The organism is Leifsonia sp. SIMBA_070 (assembly GCF_046534635.1).
GTDB lineage: Bacteria > Actinomycetota > Actinomycetes > Actinomycetales > Microbacteriaceae > Leifsonia.
The window spans coordinates 321,740-336,031 of sequence record NZ_JAWRYK010000002.1; the positions used below are offsets into that span (position 1 = coordinate 321,740).

Annotated in this window: 17 protein-coding genes; 6 read left to right on the forward strand and 11 right to left on the reverse strand. The window is 68.6% G+C overall.

Going from position 1 to position 14,292, the window contains the following annotated elements; translation table 11 throughout:
* Nucleotides 1–45: 45 nt before the first annotated feature.
* The 4 genes from SB754_RS17320 to SB754_RS17335 form a co-directional block, all read right to left on the reverse strand.
* Nucleotides 46–483: a MarR family winged helix-turn-helix transcriptional regulator gene (locus SB754_RS17320; RefSeq protein WP_410783648.1), complete on the reverse strand. Its 438-nt coding sequence runs from the start codon at nucleotides 481–483 to the stop codon at nucleotides 46–48.
* Between the two features lie 22 nt (nucleotides 484–505).
* Nucleotides 506–748, reverse strand: a complete 243-nt coding sequence (locus SB754_RS17325; protein ID WP_410783649.1) for a DUF6458 family protein — start codon at nucleotides 746–748, stop codon at nucleotides 506–508.
* 103 nt (nucleotides 749–851) lie between these two features.
* Entirely contained in the window at nucleotides 852–1,667 is an 816-nt protein-coding gene (locus SB754_RS17330; protein WP_410783650.1) for a shikimate 5-dehydrogenase, read from the reverse strand.
* A 76-nt stretch (nucleotides 1,668–1,743) separates the two neighbouring features.
* Complete coding sequence (locus SB754_RS17335) at nucleotides 1,744–2,139, reverse strand: NYN domain-containing protein (protein WP_410783651.1); 396 nt, start codon at nucleotides 2,137–2,139, stop codon at nucleotides 1,744–1,746.
* Between the two features lie 225 nt (nucleotides 2,140–2,364).
* Here SB754_RS17335 and SB754_RS17340 point away from each other — a divergent pair, with 225 nt between their 5' ends.
* From SB754_RS17340 to SB754_RS17355, 4 genes are all read left to right on the forward strand, one after another.
* Nucleotides 2,365–3,555, forward strand: coding sequence for an ROK family transcriptional regulator (locus tag SB754_RS17340; RefSeq protein WP_410783652.1), 1,191 nt, complete (start codon nucleotides 2,365–2,367; stop codon nucleotides 3,553–3,555).
* A gap of 96 nt (nucleotides 3,556–3,651) precedes the next feature.
* A complete protein-coding gene (mmsA, locus tag SB754_RS17345) occupies nucleotides 3,652–5,199 on the forward strand; it encodes a multiple monosaccharide ABC transporter ATP-binding protein (protein WP_410783653.1) in 1,548 nt (515 codons plus the stop codon).
* Nucleotides 5,200–5,201: 2 nt separating this feature from the next.
* Entirely contained in the window at nucleotides 5,202–6,545 is a 1,344-nt protein-coding gene (gene mmsB / locus SB754_RS17350) for a multiple monosaccharide ABC transporter permease (RefSeq protein ID WP_410783654.1), read from the forward strand.
* Nucleotides 6,546–6,601: 56 nt separating this feature from the next.
* Nucleotides 6,602–7,696 carry a substrate-binding domain-containing protein gene (locus tag SB754_RS17355; RefSeq protein ID WP_410783655.1) on the forward strand — a complete coding sequence of 365 codons (1,095 nt, stop codon included), beginning with the start codon at nucleotides 6,602–6,604 and terminating at the stop codon, nucleotides 7,694–7,696.
* A gap of 117 nt (nucleotides 7,697–7,813) precedes the next feature.
* Here SB754_RS17355 and SB754_RS17360 read toward each other — a convergent pair whose 3' ends face one another.
* The 4 genes from SB754_RS17360 to SB754_RS17375 all read right to left on the reverse strand — a co-directional run bounded on the left by SB754_RS17360 (nucleotide 7,814) and on the right by SB754_RS17375 (nucleotide 10,183).
* Nucleotides 7,814–8,233 carry a hypothetical protein gene (locus tag SB754_RS17360; RefSeq protein WP_410783656.1) on the reverse strand — a complete coding sequence of 140 codons (420 nt, stop codon included), beginning with the start codon at nucleotides 8,231–8,233 and terminating at the stop codon, nucleotides 7,814–7,816.
* A 330-nt stretch (nucleotides 8,234–8,563) separates the two neighbouring features.
* On the reverse strand, nucleotides 8,564–8,869 hold the full coding sequence (locus SB754_RS17365) for an AzlD domain-containing protein (protein WP_410783657.1): 306 nt from the start codon (nucleotides 8,867–8,869) through the stop codon (nucleotides 8,564–8,566).
* Nucleotides 8,866–9,606 (reverse strand): AzlC family ABC transporter permease, encoded by a 741-nt coding sequence (locus tag SB754_RS17370; RefSeq protein WP_410783658.1) that lies wholly within the window; start codon nucleotides 9,604–9,606, stop codon nucleotides 8,866–8,868. Before SB754_RS17370 ends, SB754_RS17365 begins: the two co-directional genes overlap by 4 nt.
* Nucleotides 9,607–9,637: 31 nt before the next feature.
* On the reverse strand, nucleotides 9,638–10,183 hold the full coding sequence (locus SB754_RS17375; RefSeq protein WP_410783659.1) for a TetR/AcrR family transcriptional regulator: 546 nt from the start codon (nucleotides 10,181–10,183) through the stop codon (nucleotides 9,638–9,640).
* An 89-nt stretch (nucleotides 10,184–10,272) separates the two neighbouring features.
* Here SB754_RS17375 and SB754_RS17380 point away from each other — a divergent pair, with 89 nt between their 5' ends.
* On the forward strand, nucleotides 10,273–11,529 hold the full coding sequence (locus tag SB754_RS17380; RefSeq protein WP_410783660.1) for an MFS transporter: 1,257 nt from the start codon (nucleotides 10,273–10,275) through the stop codon (nucleotides 11,527–11,529).
* Here SB754_RS17380 and SB754_RS17385 read toward each other — a convergent pair.
* On the reverse strand, nucleotides 11,513–12,532 hold the full coding sequence (locus tag SB754_RS17385; protein WP_410783661.1) for an NADPH:quinone reductase: 1,020 nt from the start codon (nucleotides 12,530–12,532) through the stop codon (nucleotides 11,513–11,515). The two genes, SB754_RS17380 and SB754_RS17385, sit on opposite strands and share 17 nt — an antisense overlap.
* Nucleotides 12,533–12,578: 46 nt before the next feature.
* Entirely contained in the window at nucleotides 12,579–13,766 is a 1,188-nt protein-coding gene (locus SB754_RS17390) for a MarP family serine protease (protein ID WP_410783662.1), read from the reverse strand.
* Between the two features lie 136 nt (nucleotides 13,767–13,902).
* Here SB754_RS17390 and SB754_RS17395 point away from each other — a divergent pair, with 136 nt between their 5' ends.
* Nucleotides 13,903–14,049: a hypothetical protein gene (locus SB754_RS17395; protein WP_410783663.1), complete on the forward strand. Its 147-nt coding sequence runs from the start codon at nucleotides 13,903–13,905 to the stop codon at nucleotides 14,047–14,049.
* A gap of 71 nt (nucleotides 14,050–14,120) precedes the next feature.
* On the opposite strand, the gene SB754_RS17400 is transcribed toward SB754_RS17395, so the two are convergent.
* Entirely contained in the window at nucleotides 14,121–14,267 is a 147-nt protein-coding gene (locus SB754_RS17400) for a hypothetical protein (protein ID WP_410783664.1), read from the reverse strand.
* Nucleotides 14,268–14,292 lie beyond the last annotated feature (25 nt).

The following is a 14,292-nucleotide window of genomic DNA, read 5'->3' on the forward strand; positions in this document are numbered from 1 at the left end:
GGGTCAGCGTAGACCCTGACCCGTGGGTCAGGGTCCACCGTCGCGCTACGGTGTCCGCGCGGCCGCGCCGATGATCGTATGAAGGGTCTCGCGCAGGTTGACGAGCTCCGAGACGGGCAGGCCGAGCCGCTCGACGATGCGGTGCGGGATCGTCTCCGCCTCTGCGCGGAGCGCCCTCCCGGTCTCGGTGAGCCGCACCTCCAGGGCACGCTCGTCCGACGGGCTCCGCCGGCGCTCGATGTAGCCGGTGGCCTCGAGGCGTTTCAGGAGGGGGGACAGGGTGGCCGGCTCCAGCGCGAGCGTGTCGCTCAGGTTCTTCACCGAGCGCGGCTCCTGCTCCCACAGCGCCAGCATCACCAGGTACTGCGGATGGGTCAGCGACATGGGCTCCAGGATGGGCCGGTAGAGCGCGATGACGCTGCGCGCGGCGACGGCCAGGCCGAAGCACACCTGGTTCTCGAGCGCGAGGACGTCGTCTGACACCCGACCAGTGTAGGGCGGGGCCTCAGTACTCATCGGTCCTGCGCTCGACGGGCTGCCCGGTGGCCGGATCGATCGTCTCGCGCTGCACCGTCGTGCGCGGCCGGCGACGCAGGGCGAACGCCAGGGAGATCACGAAGACGACGAGACCGGCTCCCATCAGGATGTAGCCGGTGACTTTGAGGTCGATCCAGCTCACCTGGACCTGCAGCGCGAAGGCCAGGATGAGCCCGACGACGAAGATGAAGATGCCGCTCCCGATGCCCATGCGCCCACGCTCCTTCACGGTTGGGGCTCAAGCTACTCCCCGGAGGTGGTGGTGCGCACCACAGTAGGCGGGCCCGGTCGCAGCGGCAGCCGAGTCGATCGGCCTACTCGGCGCGCGAGAATTCGGACGCGCGCGCCACCTGCTCGGGAGTCAGGGCGACCCCGGTGTAGCGCTCGAACTGCCGGGCGGCCTGCAGGGCGATCACCTCGGCGCCCGTGATGACGGCGGTGCCGGAGGCGCGGGCCGCTCTGATCAGCGGCGTCTCGGACGGGAAGGCGACCACGTCGAAGACAGTCGACGCGCGCTCGACGAATGGTTCGCCGAAGGCCAGCTCGGACTCCGATTCGCCGCGCATGCCCAGAGGCGTCACGTTGACGATCACGTCGAACTCGGCCGCCGGGTCCTCGGCGACCCACTCGTAGCCGTAGCGCTCGGCGAGGGCGGGCCCCGCGTCGGTGTTGCGGGCGAGGACGGTGAGCTCGTCGAAGCCGGCGCCGCGGAAGGCCGCGACGACGGCCTTCGCCATTCCTCCCGATCCGCGGACGAGCACCCGCTGCGCCGGGTCGACCTCGTGCTCGGCGAGGAGCTGCGCCACCGCTTCGTAGTCGGTGTTGGAGGCGGTGAGGAGGCCATCCTCGTTCACGACGGTGTTGACCGACTCGATCGCCACCGCCGACGACTCGAGATTGTCGACCAGCGGGATGATGGCCTCCTTGAACGGCATGGAGACCGAGCAGCCGCGGATGCCGAGCGCCCGGATGCCGCGCACCGCCCCCTCCAGGTCGTCGGTGGTGAACGCCTTGTAGACGAAGTTCAGCCCGAGCTCGTCGTAGAGGAAGTTGTGGAACCGCGTCCCGATGTTGCTCGGTCGGCCGGCGAGGGAGATGCAGACCTGCATGTCCTTGTTCAGGATGGGCATGCCTCCATCATCGCAGCCGTCGATCCACTATGCTGGAGTCACACCCCCGGATGCTTCGGCTACCGGGTACGGGGCCCTACGGGGCCCCTGTTTCGTTGAGCGACCAGGTATCCGGCCGTCGGAGAATTCCGTGTTCCGGCGACCTGATCTCCTCCGGAAGCTGGCTCGCAAGCATTGCCCCGCGGCGAATTGGTTTGATGAAGACCGGGTTCAACCCGAGGAGCCGGTTGTTCGGGCGCTCGACGGGGCTGAGCAGCGCCCACTTCTTGTCCAGCTCCTCGGACAGAATCGTCAGCGTTGCAACGAAGTCAGAATCGTTCGACACCAGCACGTAGAGGTCGGCATCGTCGCGACAGGCATCGAACACCATGTAGGAGGCGAGGTTGACATCCGAGCCCTTCTCCTCGGTCTTGCGCACTTTGACGGTGATGATCTTGCCGGACTCGTCGAACGAGATTGGGATGGCCGGCATAGCCCGGGCATCGTTCCGGAACTGCCCCTCGTGGACTGTTATCCGCGGGTCGGTCCGTAGGGCGCGGATGTAGGTCTGTTGCCGAATGGGCGAACGCGGGTCGGTCCCCAAAGCCGGCCGTACGAGTGCCGTGAAGTACCGCACCCCTGCGTGTCACCCGTGAGCGGGGTGGACGGTTGCGTTCACAGCTTGACTCCAACCGCGGGATCATTCACTCTTATCGTCATGACCGCCACTCCGGGGCTGATTCCTCGCGGCGCTCGCAATCCCGGGTCGCAGGGCGCTCTGAGGCATCTCAACCAGGAACGACTCGTCGAGTTCCTCCTGGGCCACGGACCGTCCACCCAGGCTGAGCTTGCGCGCGGGACCGGCCTGTCCACCGCCACCGTGTCGAACATCGTTCGCGACATGGCGGTGAAGGGCGTCGTCGCGACCAGTCCGGTGACCTCCAGCGGCCGGCGTGCCCTGCTGGTGCAGCTCACCGACACCGGCGATGTCGCGGTCGGGGTCGACTTCGGCAGGCGGCACGTGCGCATCGTGCTCTCCACGCTCGGCTACGACGTCATCGCAGAGCAGCAGTCCGCGCTGGAGCCCGGGTACGACGTGCTCGGGGCTGTGAAGGAGGCCTCCGGGCTGCTCGACAGGATGCTGGTGGAGGGCGGACACGACCGCGAGTCGGTGCTGGCCGTCGGCGTCGGCGTCCCCGGACCCATCGACCGCCGCACGGGGACCGTGCTGCAGGGCGCGATCCTGCCGGAGTGGGTGGGCATCACCCGGCGAGAGCTGGAGGACGTGTTCGGCTTCCCCGTCGTCGTCGACAACGACGCCAACCTCGGCGCGCTCGCAGAGGTCACCTGGGGCGCCAACCGCGGTGAGCGCAACATCATCTTCGTCAAGATCGGCACCGGGATCGGGGCCGGCCTCATCCTGAACGGTCAGCCCTACTACGGGTTCCTCGGCATCACGGGCGAACTGGGTCACACGCCGGTCGCCGAGCACGGCGTCATCTGCCGCTGCGGCAATCGTGGCTGCCTGGAGACGATCGCATCGACGAGCGTGATGCTGGAGTCACTCGGACGCGGCACCGGCGGGGGAGTGACGACGGCGGACATCCTGCGTCGCGGGCTTGCGAAGGACCCGGCGGTGCTCCGTGTGGTGAGCGACGCCGGCACGGCCATCGGTCAGGCGATCGGCAACATCGCGAACGTCATCAACCCCGAGCTCGTGCTCATCGGCGGCCCGCTGGTGGGGCTGGGGGATGCGCTGCTCGCCCCGATCCGCCACGGCATCCAGCACAATGCGCTGCCCATCATCGCCGGGACCACGACGGTCCGCGTGTCCTCCCTCGGGGATCGGGCCGAATCGCTGGGCGCGGCGGCCATCGTCATCCAGGGAGCACTCGCCGGTAACGATTGACCGTTATCGCATCGTTGTCTTCACTATTTGACGACAACCCCGAACGTAGCGTTTACTACTTAGGCACATCCATTCCCGAGCCCGCAAGGAGCGACGATGCCGTCGAACGCAGTCATCCTCGAGATGCGCGCGATCACCAAGGAGTTCCCTGGGGTCAAAGCGCTGGAGGATGTCTCCCTCACCGTGCACGCTGACGAGATCCACGCGATCTGCGGCGAGAACGGTGCGGGGAAGTCCACCCTGATGAAGGTCCTGTCCGGCGTCTACCCGTACGGCACCTACTCCGGCGACATCGTCTACCAGGGTGAGGTGATGCGCTTCAAGGACATCAAGTCCAGCGAGCAGCAGGGCATCGTGATCATCCACCAGGAGCTCGCGCTCATCCCCGAGCTGTCGATCACCGAGAACATCTTCCTCGGCAACGAGCCCGGCCGGGGCGGCGTCATCAACTGGGGCGAGGCCAAGAGCCGCGCCTACGAGCTGCTCGCCCGCGTCGGCCTCGACGACGACCCGGACACCCAGATCAAGAACATCGGCGTCGGCAAGCAGCAGCTCGTCGAGATCGCCAAGGCGCTCAACAAAGAGGTGAAGCTCCTCATCCTCGACGAGCCGACCGCGGCGCTCAACGAAGCCGAGTCCGCGCATCTGCTCGACCTCATCGTCGGCCTGAAGAGCAAGGGCGTCAGCTCGATCATCATCAGCCACAAGCTCAACGAGATCGAGCAGGTGGCCGACCAGATCACCATCATCCGCGACGGCCGCGCCATCGAGACGCTCGACGTCAAGGCGGACGGCGTCGACGAGGACCGCATCATCCGCGGGATGGTCGGCCGCACGCTCGAGAGCCGCTTCCCGGAGCGCACGCCGAACATCGGCGAGAAGTTCTTCGAGGTGCGCGACTGGGTCGTCCAGCACCCCCAGGTCGCCGACCGCCTGGTCGTCAAGAACTCCAGCTTCTACGTCCGCCGCGGCGAGATCGTGGGCTTCGCCGGCCTCATGGGAGCCGGCCGCACCGAGCTCGCGATGAGCGTCTTCGGCCACTCCTACGGCAACTGGGTCTCCGGTGAGATCTACAAGGACGGCAAAGAGATCCAGGTCCGCAACGTCTCCGAGGCCATCGACAACGGAATGGCCTACGTGAGCGAGGACCGCAAGGTGCTCGGCCTCAACCTCCTCGACGACATCAAGCAGTCGGTCGTCGCCGCCAAGCTTAAGAAGATCGCGAAGCGCGGCGTCGTCGACGACCTGCAGGAGTACGCGGTCGCGGACGAGTACCGCAAGCTGCTCCGCATCCGGACGCCCGACGTCGACCGCGGCGTCTCGACCCTCTCCGGCGGAAACCAGCAGAAGGTCGTGCTGGCGAAGTGGATGTTCACCGACCCGGACATCCTCATCCTCGACGAGCCCACGCGTGGCATCGACGTCGGCGCCAAGTTCGAGATCTACGGGATCATCCAGCAGCTCGCCGCGCAGGGCAAGGGCGTCATCGTCATCTCCTCGGAGCTGCCCGAGCTGCTCGGCATCTCCGACCGCATCTACACGATCTTCGAGGGCCAGATCACCGACGAGCTGCCCATCGCCGAAGCGACGCCCGAAACCCTCCTGAAAAGCATGACATCCGCCAAGAAGAGGATTGCCCGATAGCCATGACCACACAGATTCCCGAGAAGAAGAAGTCCGGCGGTCTCCGCGACCTCGGCAAGATGTTCGGAGGCGGCCAGTCCACCGGCCGCCAGTTCGGCATCCTCGGCGCCCTCGTCGTCATCATCCTGCTGTTCGAGATCCTGACCGGCGGCAAGACGCTCGATCCGGTGAACCTGATCAACCTGGTCAACCAGAACGTCTACGTCCTGATCCTGGCCATCGGCATGGTCATGGTCATCATCGCCGGCCACATCGACCTGTCGGTCGGCTCGGTGGCGGCCCTCGTCGGCATCGTCGTCGCCGAGGCGATGACCAACTGGAACGTGCCGTGGCCGCTGGCGATCGTCCTCGGCCTGCTCGTCGGTGTCGTCATCGGAGCCTGGCAGGGCTGGTGGGTCGCCTACGTCGGCGTCCCCGCGTTCATCGTCACCCTGGCCGGCATGCTCATCTTCCGCGGCCTGAACCAGCTGATCGGAAACGCGAACACCATCCCGGTCCCGGACGGCTACACCTTCATCGGCGGCGGCTTCCTCCCGGAGTGGGGCCCGAACACCGGCTTCAACAACTCCACCCTGCTGCTCGGCCTCATCATCGCCGTCGTGATCGCGCTCATGGAGGTCCGCACGCGCCGCAAGCAGACCAAGATGGGCTCCGAGAAGGCGCCCCTGTGGGTCAGCGTCTTCAAGGTCGTCATCCTCGACGCGGTCGTCATCTACGCCGCGGTCCTGTTCGGCAGCGGCCGTGTCGGCACCTCGTTCCCGGTCGCCGGCGTCATCCTCGGCGTGCTCATCATCCTGTACGCATTCATCACCCGGAGCACCATCTTCGGCCGCCACATCTACGCGGTCGGCGGCAACTGGCACGCCGCGGAGCTGTCGGGCGTCAAGATCAAGCGCATCAACTTCTTCGTGATGATGAACATGTCCGTGCTCGCGGCGCTGGCCGGCATGATCGCCGTGGCACGCTCCGTCTCCTCCGGTCCGCAGGACGGCCTCGGTTGGGAGCTCGACGCGATCGCCGCCGTCTTCATCGGTGGCGCAGCGGTCTCCGGCGGTATCGGAACCGTGGCCGGCTCCATCATCGGTGGTCTGGTCATCGCCGTCCTCAACAACGGCCTGCAGCTCCTCGGCGTCACCAGCGACAAGGTGCAGATCATCAAGGGGCTCGTCCTGCTGATCGCAGTCGGCATCGACGTGTACTCGAAGCGCCGCGGCGGCCCCTCGTTGATCGGCAGGATGTTCAACCGCGACAAGGCCCAGCAGGCGGACGCCGCCGGCGCCGACCAGCCCGCGGTCATCCCCTCCGGCGACTCGGCCGAGGACAGCTCCCGCTCGCTGACCTCCTGAGTCCCTTCAGCTTTCCTTCCCCCTGCACCATCCACACACAGAGAAAGAGAAACGCAATGCGCAAAATCGCACTCGCGACAGTGGCTGTCGCAGCTGCCGCCGCGCTCGCCCTGACCGGCTGCTCGTCGAGCCGCTCGGGTTCGGACAGCAGCTCCGCGTCCGGGTTCGCCAAGGACTCCACCATCGGCGTCGCCCTCCCGACCAAGACGTCGGAGAACTGGGTTCTCGCCGGTGGCCTGTTCACCGACGGTCTCAAGTCGGCCGGCTTCAAGAGCGACGTCCAGTACGCCGGTGCCTCGGGCGCCGTCGCGGACCAGCAGTCGCAGATCCAGTCGATGATCACCAACGGCGCCAAGGTCGTCATCATCGGCGCCGTCGACGGTGGCCAGCTGGCTGCGCAGGCCAAGGCCGCGCACGATGCCGGCGCGACCGTCATCGCGTACGACCGCCTCATCCTCAACACCAAGGATGTCGACTACTACGTCGCGTACGACAACGAGAAGGTCGGCGAGCTGCAGGGTCAGGCCCTGCTCGACGGCATGAAGGCGAAGTTCCCGGACAAGAAGAACTTCAACATCGAGCTGTTCTCCGGTTCGCCGGACGACGCCAACTCCGCGGTCTTCTTCAACGGCGCCATGAAGGTGCTCGAGCCGAAGATCAAGGACGGCACCCTGAAGGTCGTCTCCGGCCAGACCGACATCAAGCAGACGGCCACCCAGGGCTGGCTGCCGGCCAACGCGCAGACCCGCATGGACAACCTGCTCGCCGGAAACTACGCCTCCACCGAGCTCGACGGCGTCCTGTCGCCGAACGACACCCTGGCCCGCGCCATCATCACCTCGGTGAAGGGTGCAGGCAAGCCGGTCCCGACCGTCACCGGTCAGGACTCGGAGGCCGAGTCGGTCAAGTCCATCATGGCGGGCGAGCAGTACTCGACCATCAACAAGGACACCCGCAACCTGGTCAAGCAGGCCATCGACATGGTCAAGGACCTGCAGGCGGGCAAGAAGCCGGCCACGAACGACGACAAGTCGTACAACAACGGCACGAAGGTCGTCCCGGCCTACCTGCTGAAGCCGGTCATCGTCACCAAGGAGAACGCGGCGGAGGCGTACGCCAACGACCCGACCCTGGAGCCGCTGACCAAGTAAGTCGGCACCGCACACACCCTGTGCACATGAAAGGGGCCGGAGCGTTCAACGCTCCGGCCCCTTTCCCGATCCGTCCCCCGACGGGATCGGTTCCCCCTGGCCGAGACAACCATCAGGCTAGGGGCGGTGCGCCGGTTGCGGCATCCGGGCCAGCACTGATTCAGCCTCCGTGCGCGCTCCCGCCCGTCGGCGCATCGCGGCCCGGTAGAAGCGCACCAGCTCGGCGGCGGGCGGCCGCTGGGCCGCCATCGCCCCTGCATCGGTCCTGCGCGCGGCCAGGTGGTGGCGCCACGACTCGGCGGCGCAGCGGTGGTCCCACGCGGCCGCGGCGGCAGCCTCCAACGTCCGGCACCAACCGATCAGCTCGCGTCCTTCCGACGTCGGCGCCCAGGTGACGGCCCGGAACCACACCTCCGGCCGGTTCGGGTCCCCGAACGCGAACCGGCGGATGACGCCGTAGGGCGTTCCGGCGGCCCCCTGGCGGAGCAGCCACTCGGTGGGCTGCGCATTCACCGCCGGGTGCCAGGATGCGCTCACGGCGTCACGGTATGCGGAGCCGCCGACACCGTCCCGGCCGCACGCGCGTCGTTGTACACGTCGTCGGCGGAGCCGCCATCGGTGGACGCGCTGTACATGCCGCACGGCCTTCAGCCTCGCATAGCATCCCAGCATGGCACCCAGCGCTGCAGTCGACGTCGACGAGTGGATTGCGCCTGGCCTCATCGCGGGCACCCGCATCGACGACGGCGTCGTCATCCTCGGTTACGACTGAGCTCTGAGGCCATCCATCGAATGGAGAGAAGATGTCGCCACTCGGCATGAATTGGCGCATCTTCTCACCAGTCGATCGATGCTCGGTCCCCACGCTCAGGTCAGCAGGCGGATGAGTGCAGCCACGACCGCGGCGGCGGGGACGACGACGATGAACGGCACGCGGAGGGCGTAGAGGCCGGCTGCGATGGCGACGGCCGGCAGGCGGGCGTCGAGCTGGAGGGACTGGCCTGCGCCGAGCGTCTGGACGCAGATCAGCGCAGCGAGCAGGGCGGCCGTCAGCAGGTCGCTCACCCGCGCGACGGTGGGATGGTCCAGTGTCTTGGGCGGCACCAGCCAGCCGACCGCTTTCAGCGCCAGGACGGCGATCGATGCGAGCAGGATGACGTGCCAGGTGGTCACGGCTCCACCTCCCGCTCCATCGGGATGGCCTCGGGATGCGGCGGATCGTCCCGACGGCCGAACACGTTGAACACGCCGAGCACGATGGCGACCACCGCTGCCGCGAGTACAGGCAGGCCGGGCATGAGGAACGGAGTCAGCAGCGTCGCGACGAAACCGCCCGCGACGGCCACCGCCTGCGTCTGGCGGGCTTTCAACCGGGGCCACAGAAGGCCGAGGAAGGCGGCGGCTGCCGCCGCGTCCAGTCCGTACGCTTTGACGTCGCCGATCAGGTTCCCGAGCAGGGCCCCGGCGAGGGTCATGATGTTCCAGCCGATGTAGACCACCAGCCCGGTCACCCAGAAGCCGATGCGCTGGGCCCGCGGCTCCGTCTGGGCCGTGGCGACGGCGGTCGACTCGTCGATCGTCAGCTGGGTGGCGGCGGAGCGGCGCCAGAAGCCGGGGCCGATGATCCGCGACAGCCGGAGCGCGTAGAAGGAGTTGCGCACGCCGAGGAGCGCGGCGCCGGCGATCGCCGTGCCCCCGGCCGCCACGCCTCCCGAGGCGAGCACGCCGATGAGGGCGAACTGCGAGCCGCCGCTGAACATGACGAGGCTGAGCACGCAGGCCTGCCAGACGTCGAGACCGGAGGCCGTGGCCAGGGCGCCGAACGAGATCCCGTACAGTGCCGTCGCGATGCCGACGGCCCAGCCGGAGCGGGCCGCGGCGCGTTCCTCGCTGGTCCGTTCCTGGCGCATCGCCTCCCGAGACTACCGCCTGCCGGGAGGCTTACCGGAACAGGCGGTCGACCAAGCGTTCGGCGGTACCGCTCTCCAGCGTCCAGGGGACGAAGATGACCCGGTAGACGATCGGCGCGACGACGATGTCGAGGATGTCGTCAGCGGTGATGCCCGTGTCGGGGTCACGCTCGAGCAACACGTTCGCCTCGATCCGCCGGTTGCGGAGGCAGTTCGACTGCCGCTCGCCGGCCGCCGATGCGCCCCCGCGGAGCAGCGCCGCATTCACGGGGTTGCTGTAGTGCTCGACGAGTTCGGCCGCCCAGGCGGTGAGATCGCTGCGCAGGTCGCCGCGGTCCGGGAGCGGGCGTTCGGGGCTGAGCTGGTACGTGGCGATGTCGTTGATGAGGGTCGGGAGGTCGCCCCAGCGGCGGTAGATGCTGGTGGGATTGACGCCCGCCCGCTCCGCGATCATCGGCACCGTGACCCGGTCCTGGCCCTTCTCTTCGACAAGCTCCTCCACCGCGGTCCGCACGTTGTGGATGACCGCTGCGCTGCGTCCGCCCGTCCGCTTCGACGGTGTCGTGGTGGTGTCCATGGGAATAGCTTAAAGCAAATCTTGTTGCTTTTGGTGCGGCTGGGTCGTATAGTCGCCAAAAGCAAACGCTTTTGCTTTAAGGAGCAGACATGACCACAGCCCAGGAGCCCAGTCCCACCGGAGCAGTGCTCGCTCTGCGGCCCGCTGTCCGGGTCCGCCGAGCCTCCCGCTTGCGCCTTCGTCCGGCGGCGGCGTTCACCGGCGCCGCCCTCGCCTTCGTGGCCGTCGCCCTCGCGGTCGGCGCCCCGAGCCCCTTATTCGTGCTGTATCAGCAGGAGTGGGGCTTCCAGCCCTGGCTGCTCACGGTCGCGTTCGCGATCTACGCGGTGACGCTGCTGATCACCCTCCTGATCGCGGGTTCGCTCTCCGACCACATCGGCCGCCGGCCGGTGCTGATCGGCGCGCTCGCCCTGCAGGTGGTGGCGATGCTCGTCTTCCTGTTCGCGCCTGACATCGGGTGGATCATCGGCGCGCGCTCCGTGCAGGGCGTGGCGACGGGCGCAGCGATGAGCACCTTCACGGCTGCGCTCGTGGAGCTGGCACCCGAATCGCGCAAAAAGCTCGGCGCGACCATCGGCAGCACCGCACCCGTCGGCGGGATCGCGATCGGCGCCTTCCTGACCGGTCTCGCGGTGCAGTTCGTCCCGCAGCCGACCACGCTGGTGTTCGTCGTGCTCGCGCTGCTGTTCGCCGCGGGCATCCTGGTCATCATCGCCTCACCCGAGACCGTCGAGCGCCGGCCGGGCGCCGTGCGGTCCCTCATCCCGCGCCTGCTCATCCCGGCGGCGGCCCGGAAGGAGTTCCTGGGCGCGATCCCGCTCTTCCTCGCCACCTGGATGCTCGCCGGCTTGTTCATCGGCCTGTCGCCGTCCATCCTCCACGGAGTCTTCCACCTCGACAGCGGGCTGCTCAACGGCGCGATCGTCGCCCTCCCGCCCGCGGTGGGCGCAACGGCCGGTCTGCTGCTCACCCGTGCTCCTGCGCGCCGGACGGTGGTCTGGTCGATGGCGGCCATCCTGGTGGGCGTCGTCGTCGCCGGAGTCGGAATCGGCGGTGCCATCCTCCCGCTGCTGTTCGTGGGCGCCACGGTGGCGGGCGGCGGCTTCGGTGCCGGGTTCTCCGGGATGCTCCGCATCCTGGCGCCGCTGGCGCCCAACGACCAGCGTGCCGAGCTGTTCGCTGGAATCTTCCTGGTGAGCTACCTCGCCTACGGCCTGCCCGCACTGGTCGCCGGAGAGCTGATCAGCCTCGTCGGGCTGCTGCCCACGGCGCTCGGCTACTCGGTCGCCATCGCCGCGGCCGCGATCGTCGCCCTCGTCGTGCAGGCGCTCAAGCCACGTCGATGAGGACCTTGCCCACGACGCCGTTCTCGACGGCGTCGTGGGCGGCGGCCGTCTGCTCGAGCGGGAAGCGGGTGATCGGGAGGCCGTGCTCGGCGCCCACGCGCAGCGCTCCGCCGGCCGCAGCCGCGGCGACCGCCCGCACCGCAGCGTCCTTCGTCTCGGGAGCCACCGTGTAGGTGAGGATGAATTGCCAGCGCAGGTTCTTGGACATGCTGGGGCGCACCGGGATGGTCACGGAGTCGGAGCCCGGCGCGTCGGCGTAGCTGGCGATCGTCGCGTTCGCGCCGGCCACCTTCACGTCGAGCTCGGCATTGGCGCTCACGTTCACCTCGACGACGATGTCCACTCCGCGCGGGGCCAGAGCGCCGATCGCCTGGGCCGTGTCCGGGTCGGTGTAGTCAACGACGTGGTGGGCGCCCGCGGCCCGCGCGAGCTCGGCCTTCTCATGGCTGCTGACGGTCGCGATGACCGTCGCGCCCGCCCACACCGCCAGCTGGATGGCCGCGTGGCCGACAGCGCCCGCCCCGCCGGCGACGAGCACGGTGCGGCCTTCGAGCGAGCCGGGGGCCAGCTGCGCCGGGGCGTGCTCGTACGCCGTCAGCGCGCGGCAGGCGGTCAGCGCCGGGATGCCGAACGAAGCGCCCTCGTCGAAGCTCACGTCGTCGGGGAGTGGCACGGCCTGGCGTGCAGGCACGACCGTGAGCTCCTGGGCCGTGCCATCGGGCCGCTGGTAGGCCGCATCCCACACCCATACACGGTCTCCCACCGAGAAACCGGTAACGCCGTCGCCGACCTCGTCCACGACCCCGGCGCCGTCCTGGTTCGGCACTTGCGGGCGGGGCAGCCGGGTCGCTCCGCTGCCCTTACGTGCCTTCCAGTCGGTCGGGTTCACGCCCGACACCTGGATGCGCACGCGCACCTCTCCGGGGCCGGCGTGCGGCTCGTCGCGCTCGCCGAGGGTCAGGACGTCCGAGTCGCCGGTGGCGGTATAGGTCACAGCCTTCATGGCACCAGCAAACCATGACCACGTCCGCGGTGCGAGGCCGCACGGGTCACCCCGCTGAGCAGGCTCCCGAGCTGATCGGAGCGGAGCCGACCGACGACAGGACCGGCCGCAGTTCGGTCAGGGTGAGGGCGTATCCGGTGTCAGGGTCCGTGGCGCTGCGGGCGAAGACGACCCCGGCCACGTCGCCGTTCGCGTCGAGCAGCGGCCCTCCCGAGTTGCCCGGGCGCACCGAGCCGCGGAGGGAGTAGATGTCGCGGTCGACGCTGCCGCTCTGATAGATGTCCGTGCCGCGCGCGGTGACGCGGTCGCGCACCCGCTGCGGTGAGATCGTGAACGGTCCGTCGCCCGGGTACCCTGCGGCGTAGGCGGGCGCGCCCGCTGTGAGGTCGGGGCCGATGTCGAGCGCGGGGGCGCCCAGGTCGGTCACATCGAGCACCGCGAGGTCGCGGGAGGGGTCGAAGGCGACGAGGGTCGCACGCTCCACACCGGTGCTCCCGGACTCCCGGACCACCACAGAGGAGGCGCCGGCGACGACGTGCGCGTTCGTCACGACGCGGCCGCGCTGCACCACCCAGCCGCTGCCCTCGGAGTCGACGCCGCAGGCCGGCTTGGACGCCAGGACGGTGACCACGGACTGCTGCGCGTCGGAAACGGCCGACGGCACGGAAGCGTCGGGTTCCGGCACGGGGCGGATCGCCTCGCCGTCTTCGAAGACCTTGGGGAGACCGGCGCCGGCGAGCGCGTCGTCGACCGCGCCGAGCACGGTCGAGGAGGGCAGCGGCGCCATCCGGTTGAGCGTGGCGACCACGGTGGAGGAGTTCGCGGCCTGCACGACGGTGGCCAGGCTGGTGGCCAGAGCGAACCCGGCGAGCAGCCAGACCACCAGGGCCCAGGTCAGCAGACCGAGCACGGCGCCGACGAGGGAGTCGAGCCAGCGGATCGGTCCGTGACGCAGGACCTTGCCGATGATGCTCGCCAGGGCTCCGGCGATGGCGTAGATCACTCCCGCCGAGACCAGGATGACGACGGCGGCCACGACCGATCGCTGGGTGACGCCCCCGAAACCGGCGGACGCGAACCAGGAGACGACGACGGGCGCGAGAGTGAGCCCCAGCCAGAGGCCGAGGCCGAGCCCGACGAGAGTGCCGGCGGCACGGATGGCGCCCTTGCTCCAGCCGGCCGCGATCGCGAGGACGCCGAGCACGATGAGCACGACGTCCACCACGATCTCCACGGGGCTTACCCTGCCCCACCAGACTGGACGACTGCTCAACCCGGGGTGGGTGTCGCCTGGCCGTCCGCCCCTATCGCTCTGCGGAGGTCGGGGCTATCGTCCGAGGCTGCACAGCATCCACGACGAAGGAGCAACCATGTCGGACCCGCGGGCCAATGGCGATGACGAGCGCGAGGACCTCGAACCGGGCGAGCGGCAGTACACGAGCGCCGATCTGACCGCGCACGACCCCGAGGACGGGCAGATCTCCGAGCCGGGGGACCAGTCGTCGAGTGGTGAGTAGATGCCGCAATTCGTTGAGAATAGGCGCACCTAGTCACCGGTCGAAGAAGAACCGGTCGAAGAAGAACGCGCCTAGAGGCGGCCGTCCTCCTCGTCGCCGTCGTCGACGGAATCGGGGACCGGTTGCGGGGAGGGGACGATGTCCGGATCCATCTGATCCTCGGGCATCACGTCCGGGAACTCGTCGGCGGTCGCTTGTTCGCTGGTCTCTCTGGCCATGCGCGAACGCTACGCCTGCGACCCG

What these genes read in the sequence shown, in the direction of transcription:
- SB754_RS17325 (WP_410783649.1), bottom strand. Translation starts at nt 748, where the DNA reads ATGGGCATCGGGAGCGGCATCTTCATCTTCGTCGTCGGGCTCATCCTG.
- SB754_RS17330 (WP_410783650.1), bottom strand. Translation starts at nt 1,667, where the DNA reads ATGCCCATCCTGAACAAGGACATGCAGGTCTGCATCTCCCTCGCCGGC.
- SB754_RS17335 (WP_410783651.1), bottom strand. Translation starts at nt 2,139, where the DNA reads ATGCCGGCCATCCCAATCTCGTTCGACGAGTCCGGCAAGATCATCACC.
- SB754_RS17340 (WP_410783652.1), top strand. Translation starts at nt 2,365, where the DNA reads ATGACCGCCACTCCGGGGCTGATTCCTCGCGGCGCTCGCAATCCCGGG.
- mmsA (WP_410783653.1), top strand. Translation starts at nt 3,652, where the DNA reads ATGCCGTCGAACGCAGTCATCCTCGAGATGCGCGCGATCACCAAGGAG.
- mmsB (WP_410783654.1), top strand. Translation starts at nt 5,202, where the DNA reads ATGACCACACAGATTCCCGAGAAGAAGAAGTCCGGCGGTCTCCGCGAC.
- SB754_RS17355 (WP_410783655.1), top strand. Translation starts at nt 6,602, where the DNA reads ATGCGCAAAATCGCACTCGCGACAGTGGCTGTCGCAGCTGCCGCCGCG.
- SB754_RS17370 (WP_410783658.1), bottom strand. Translation starts at nt 9,606, where the DNA reads ATGCGCCAGGAACGGACCAGCGAGGAACGCGCCGCGGCCCGCTCCGGC.
- SB754_RS17375 (WP_410783659.1), bottom strand. Translation starts at nt 10,183, where the DNA reads ATGGACACCACCACGACACCGTCGAAGCGGACGGGCGGACGCAGCGCA.
- SB754_RS17380 (WP_410783660.1), top strand. Translation starts at nt 10,273, where the DNA reads ATGACCACAGCCCAGGAGCCCAGTCCCACCGGAGCAGTGCTCGCTCTG.
- SB754_RS17385 (WP_410783661.1), bottom strand. Translation starts at nt 12,532, where the DNA reads ATGAAGGCTGTGACCTATACCGCCACCGGCGACTCGGACGTCCTGACC.
- SB754_RS17395 (WP_410783663.1), top strand. Translation starts at nt 13,903, where the DNA reads ATGTCGGACCCGCGGGCCAATGGCGATGACGAGCGCGAGGACCTCGAA.
- SB754_RS17400 (WP_410783664.1), bottom strand. Translation starts at nt 14,267, where the DNA reads ATGGCCAGAGAGACCAGCGAACAAGCGACCGCCGACGAGTTCCCGGAC.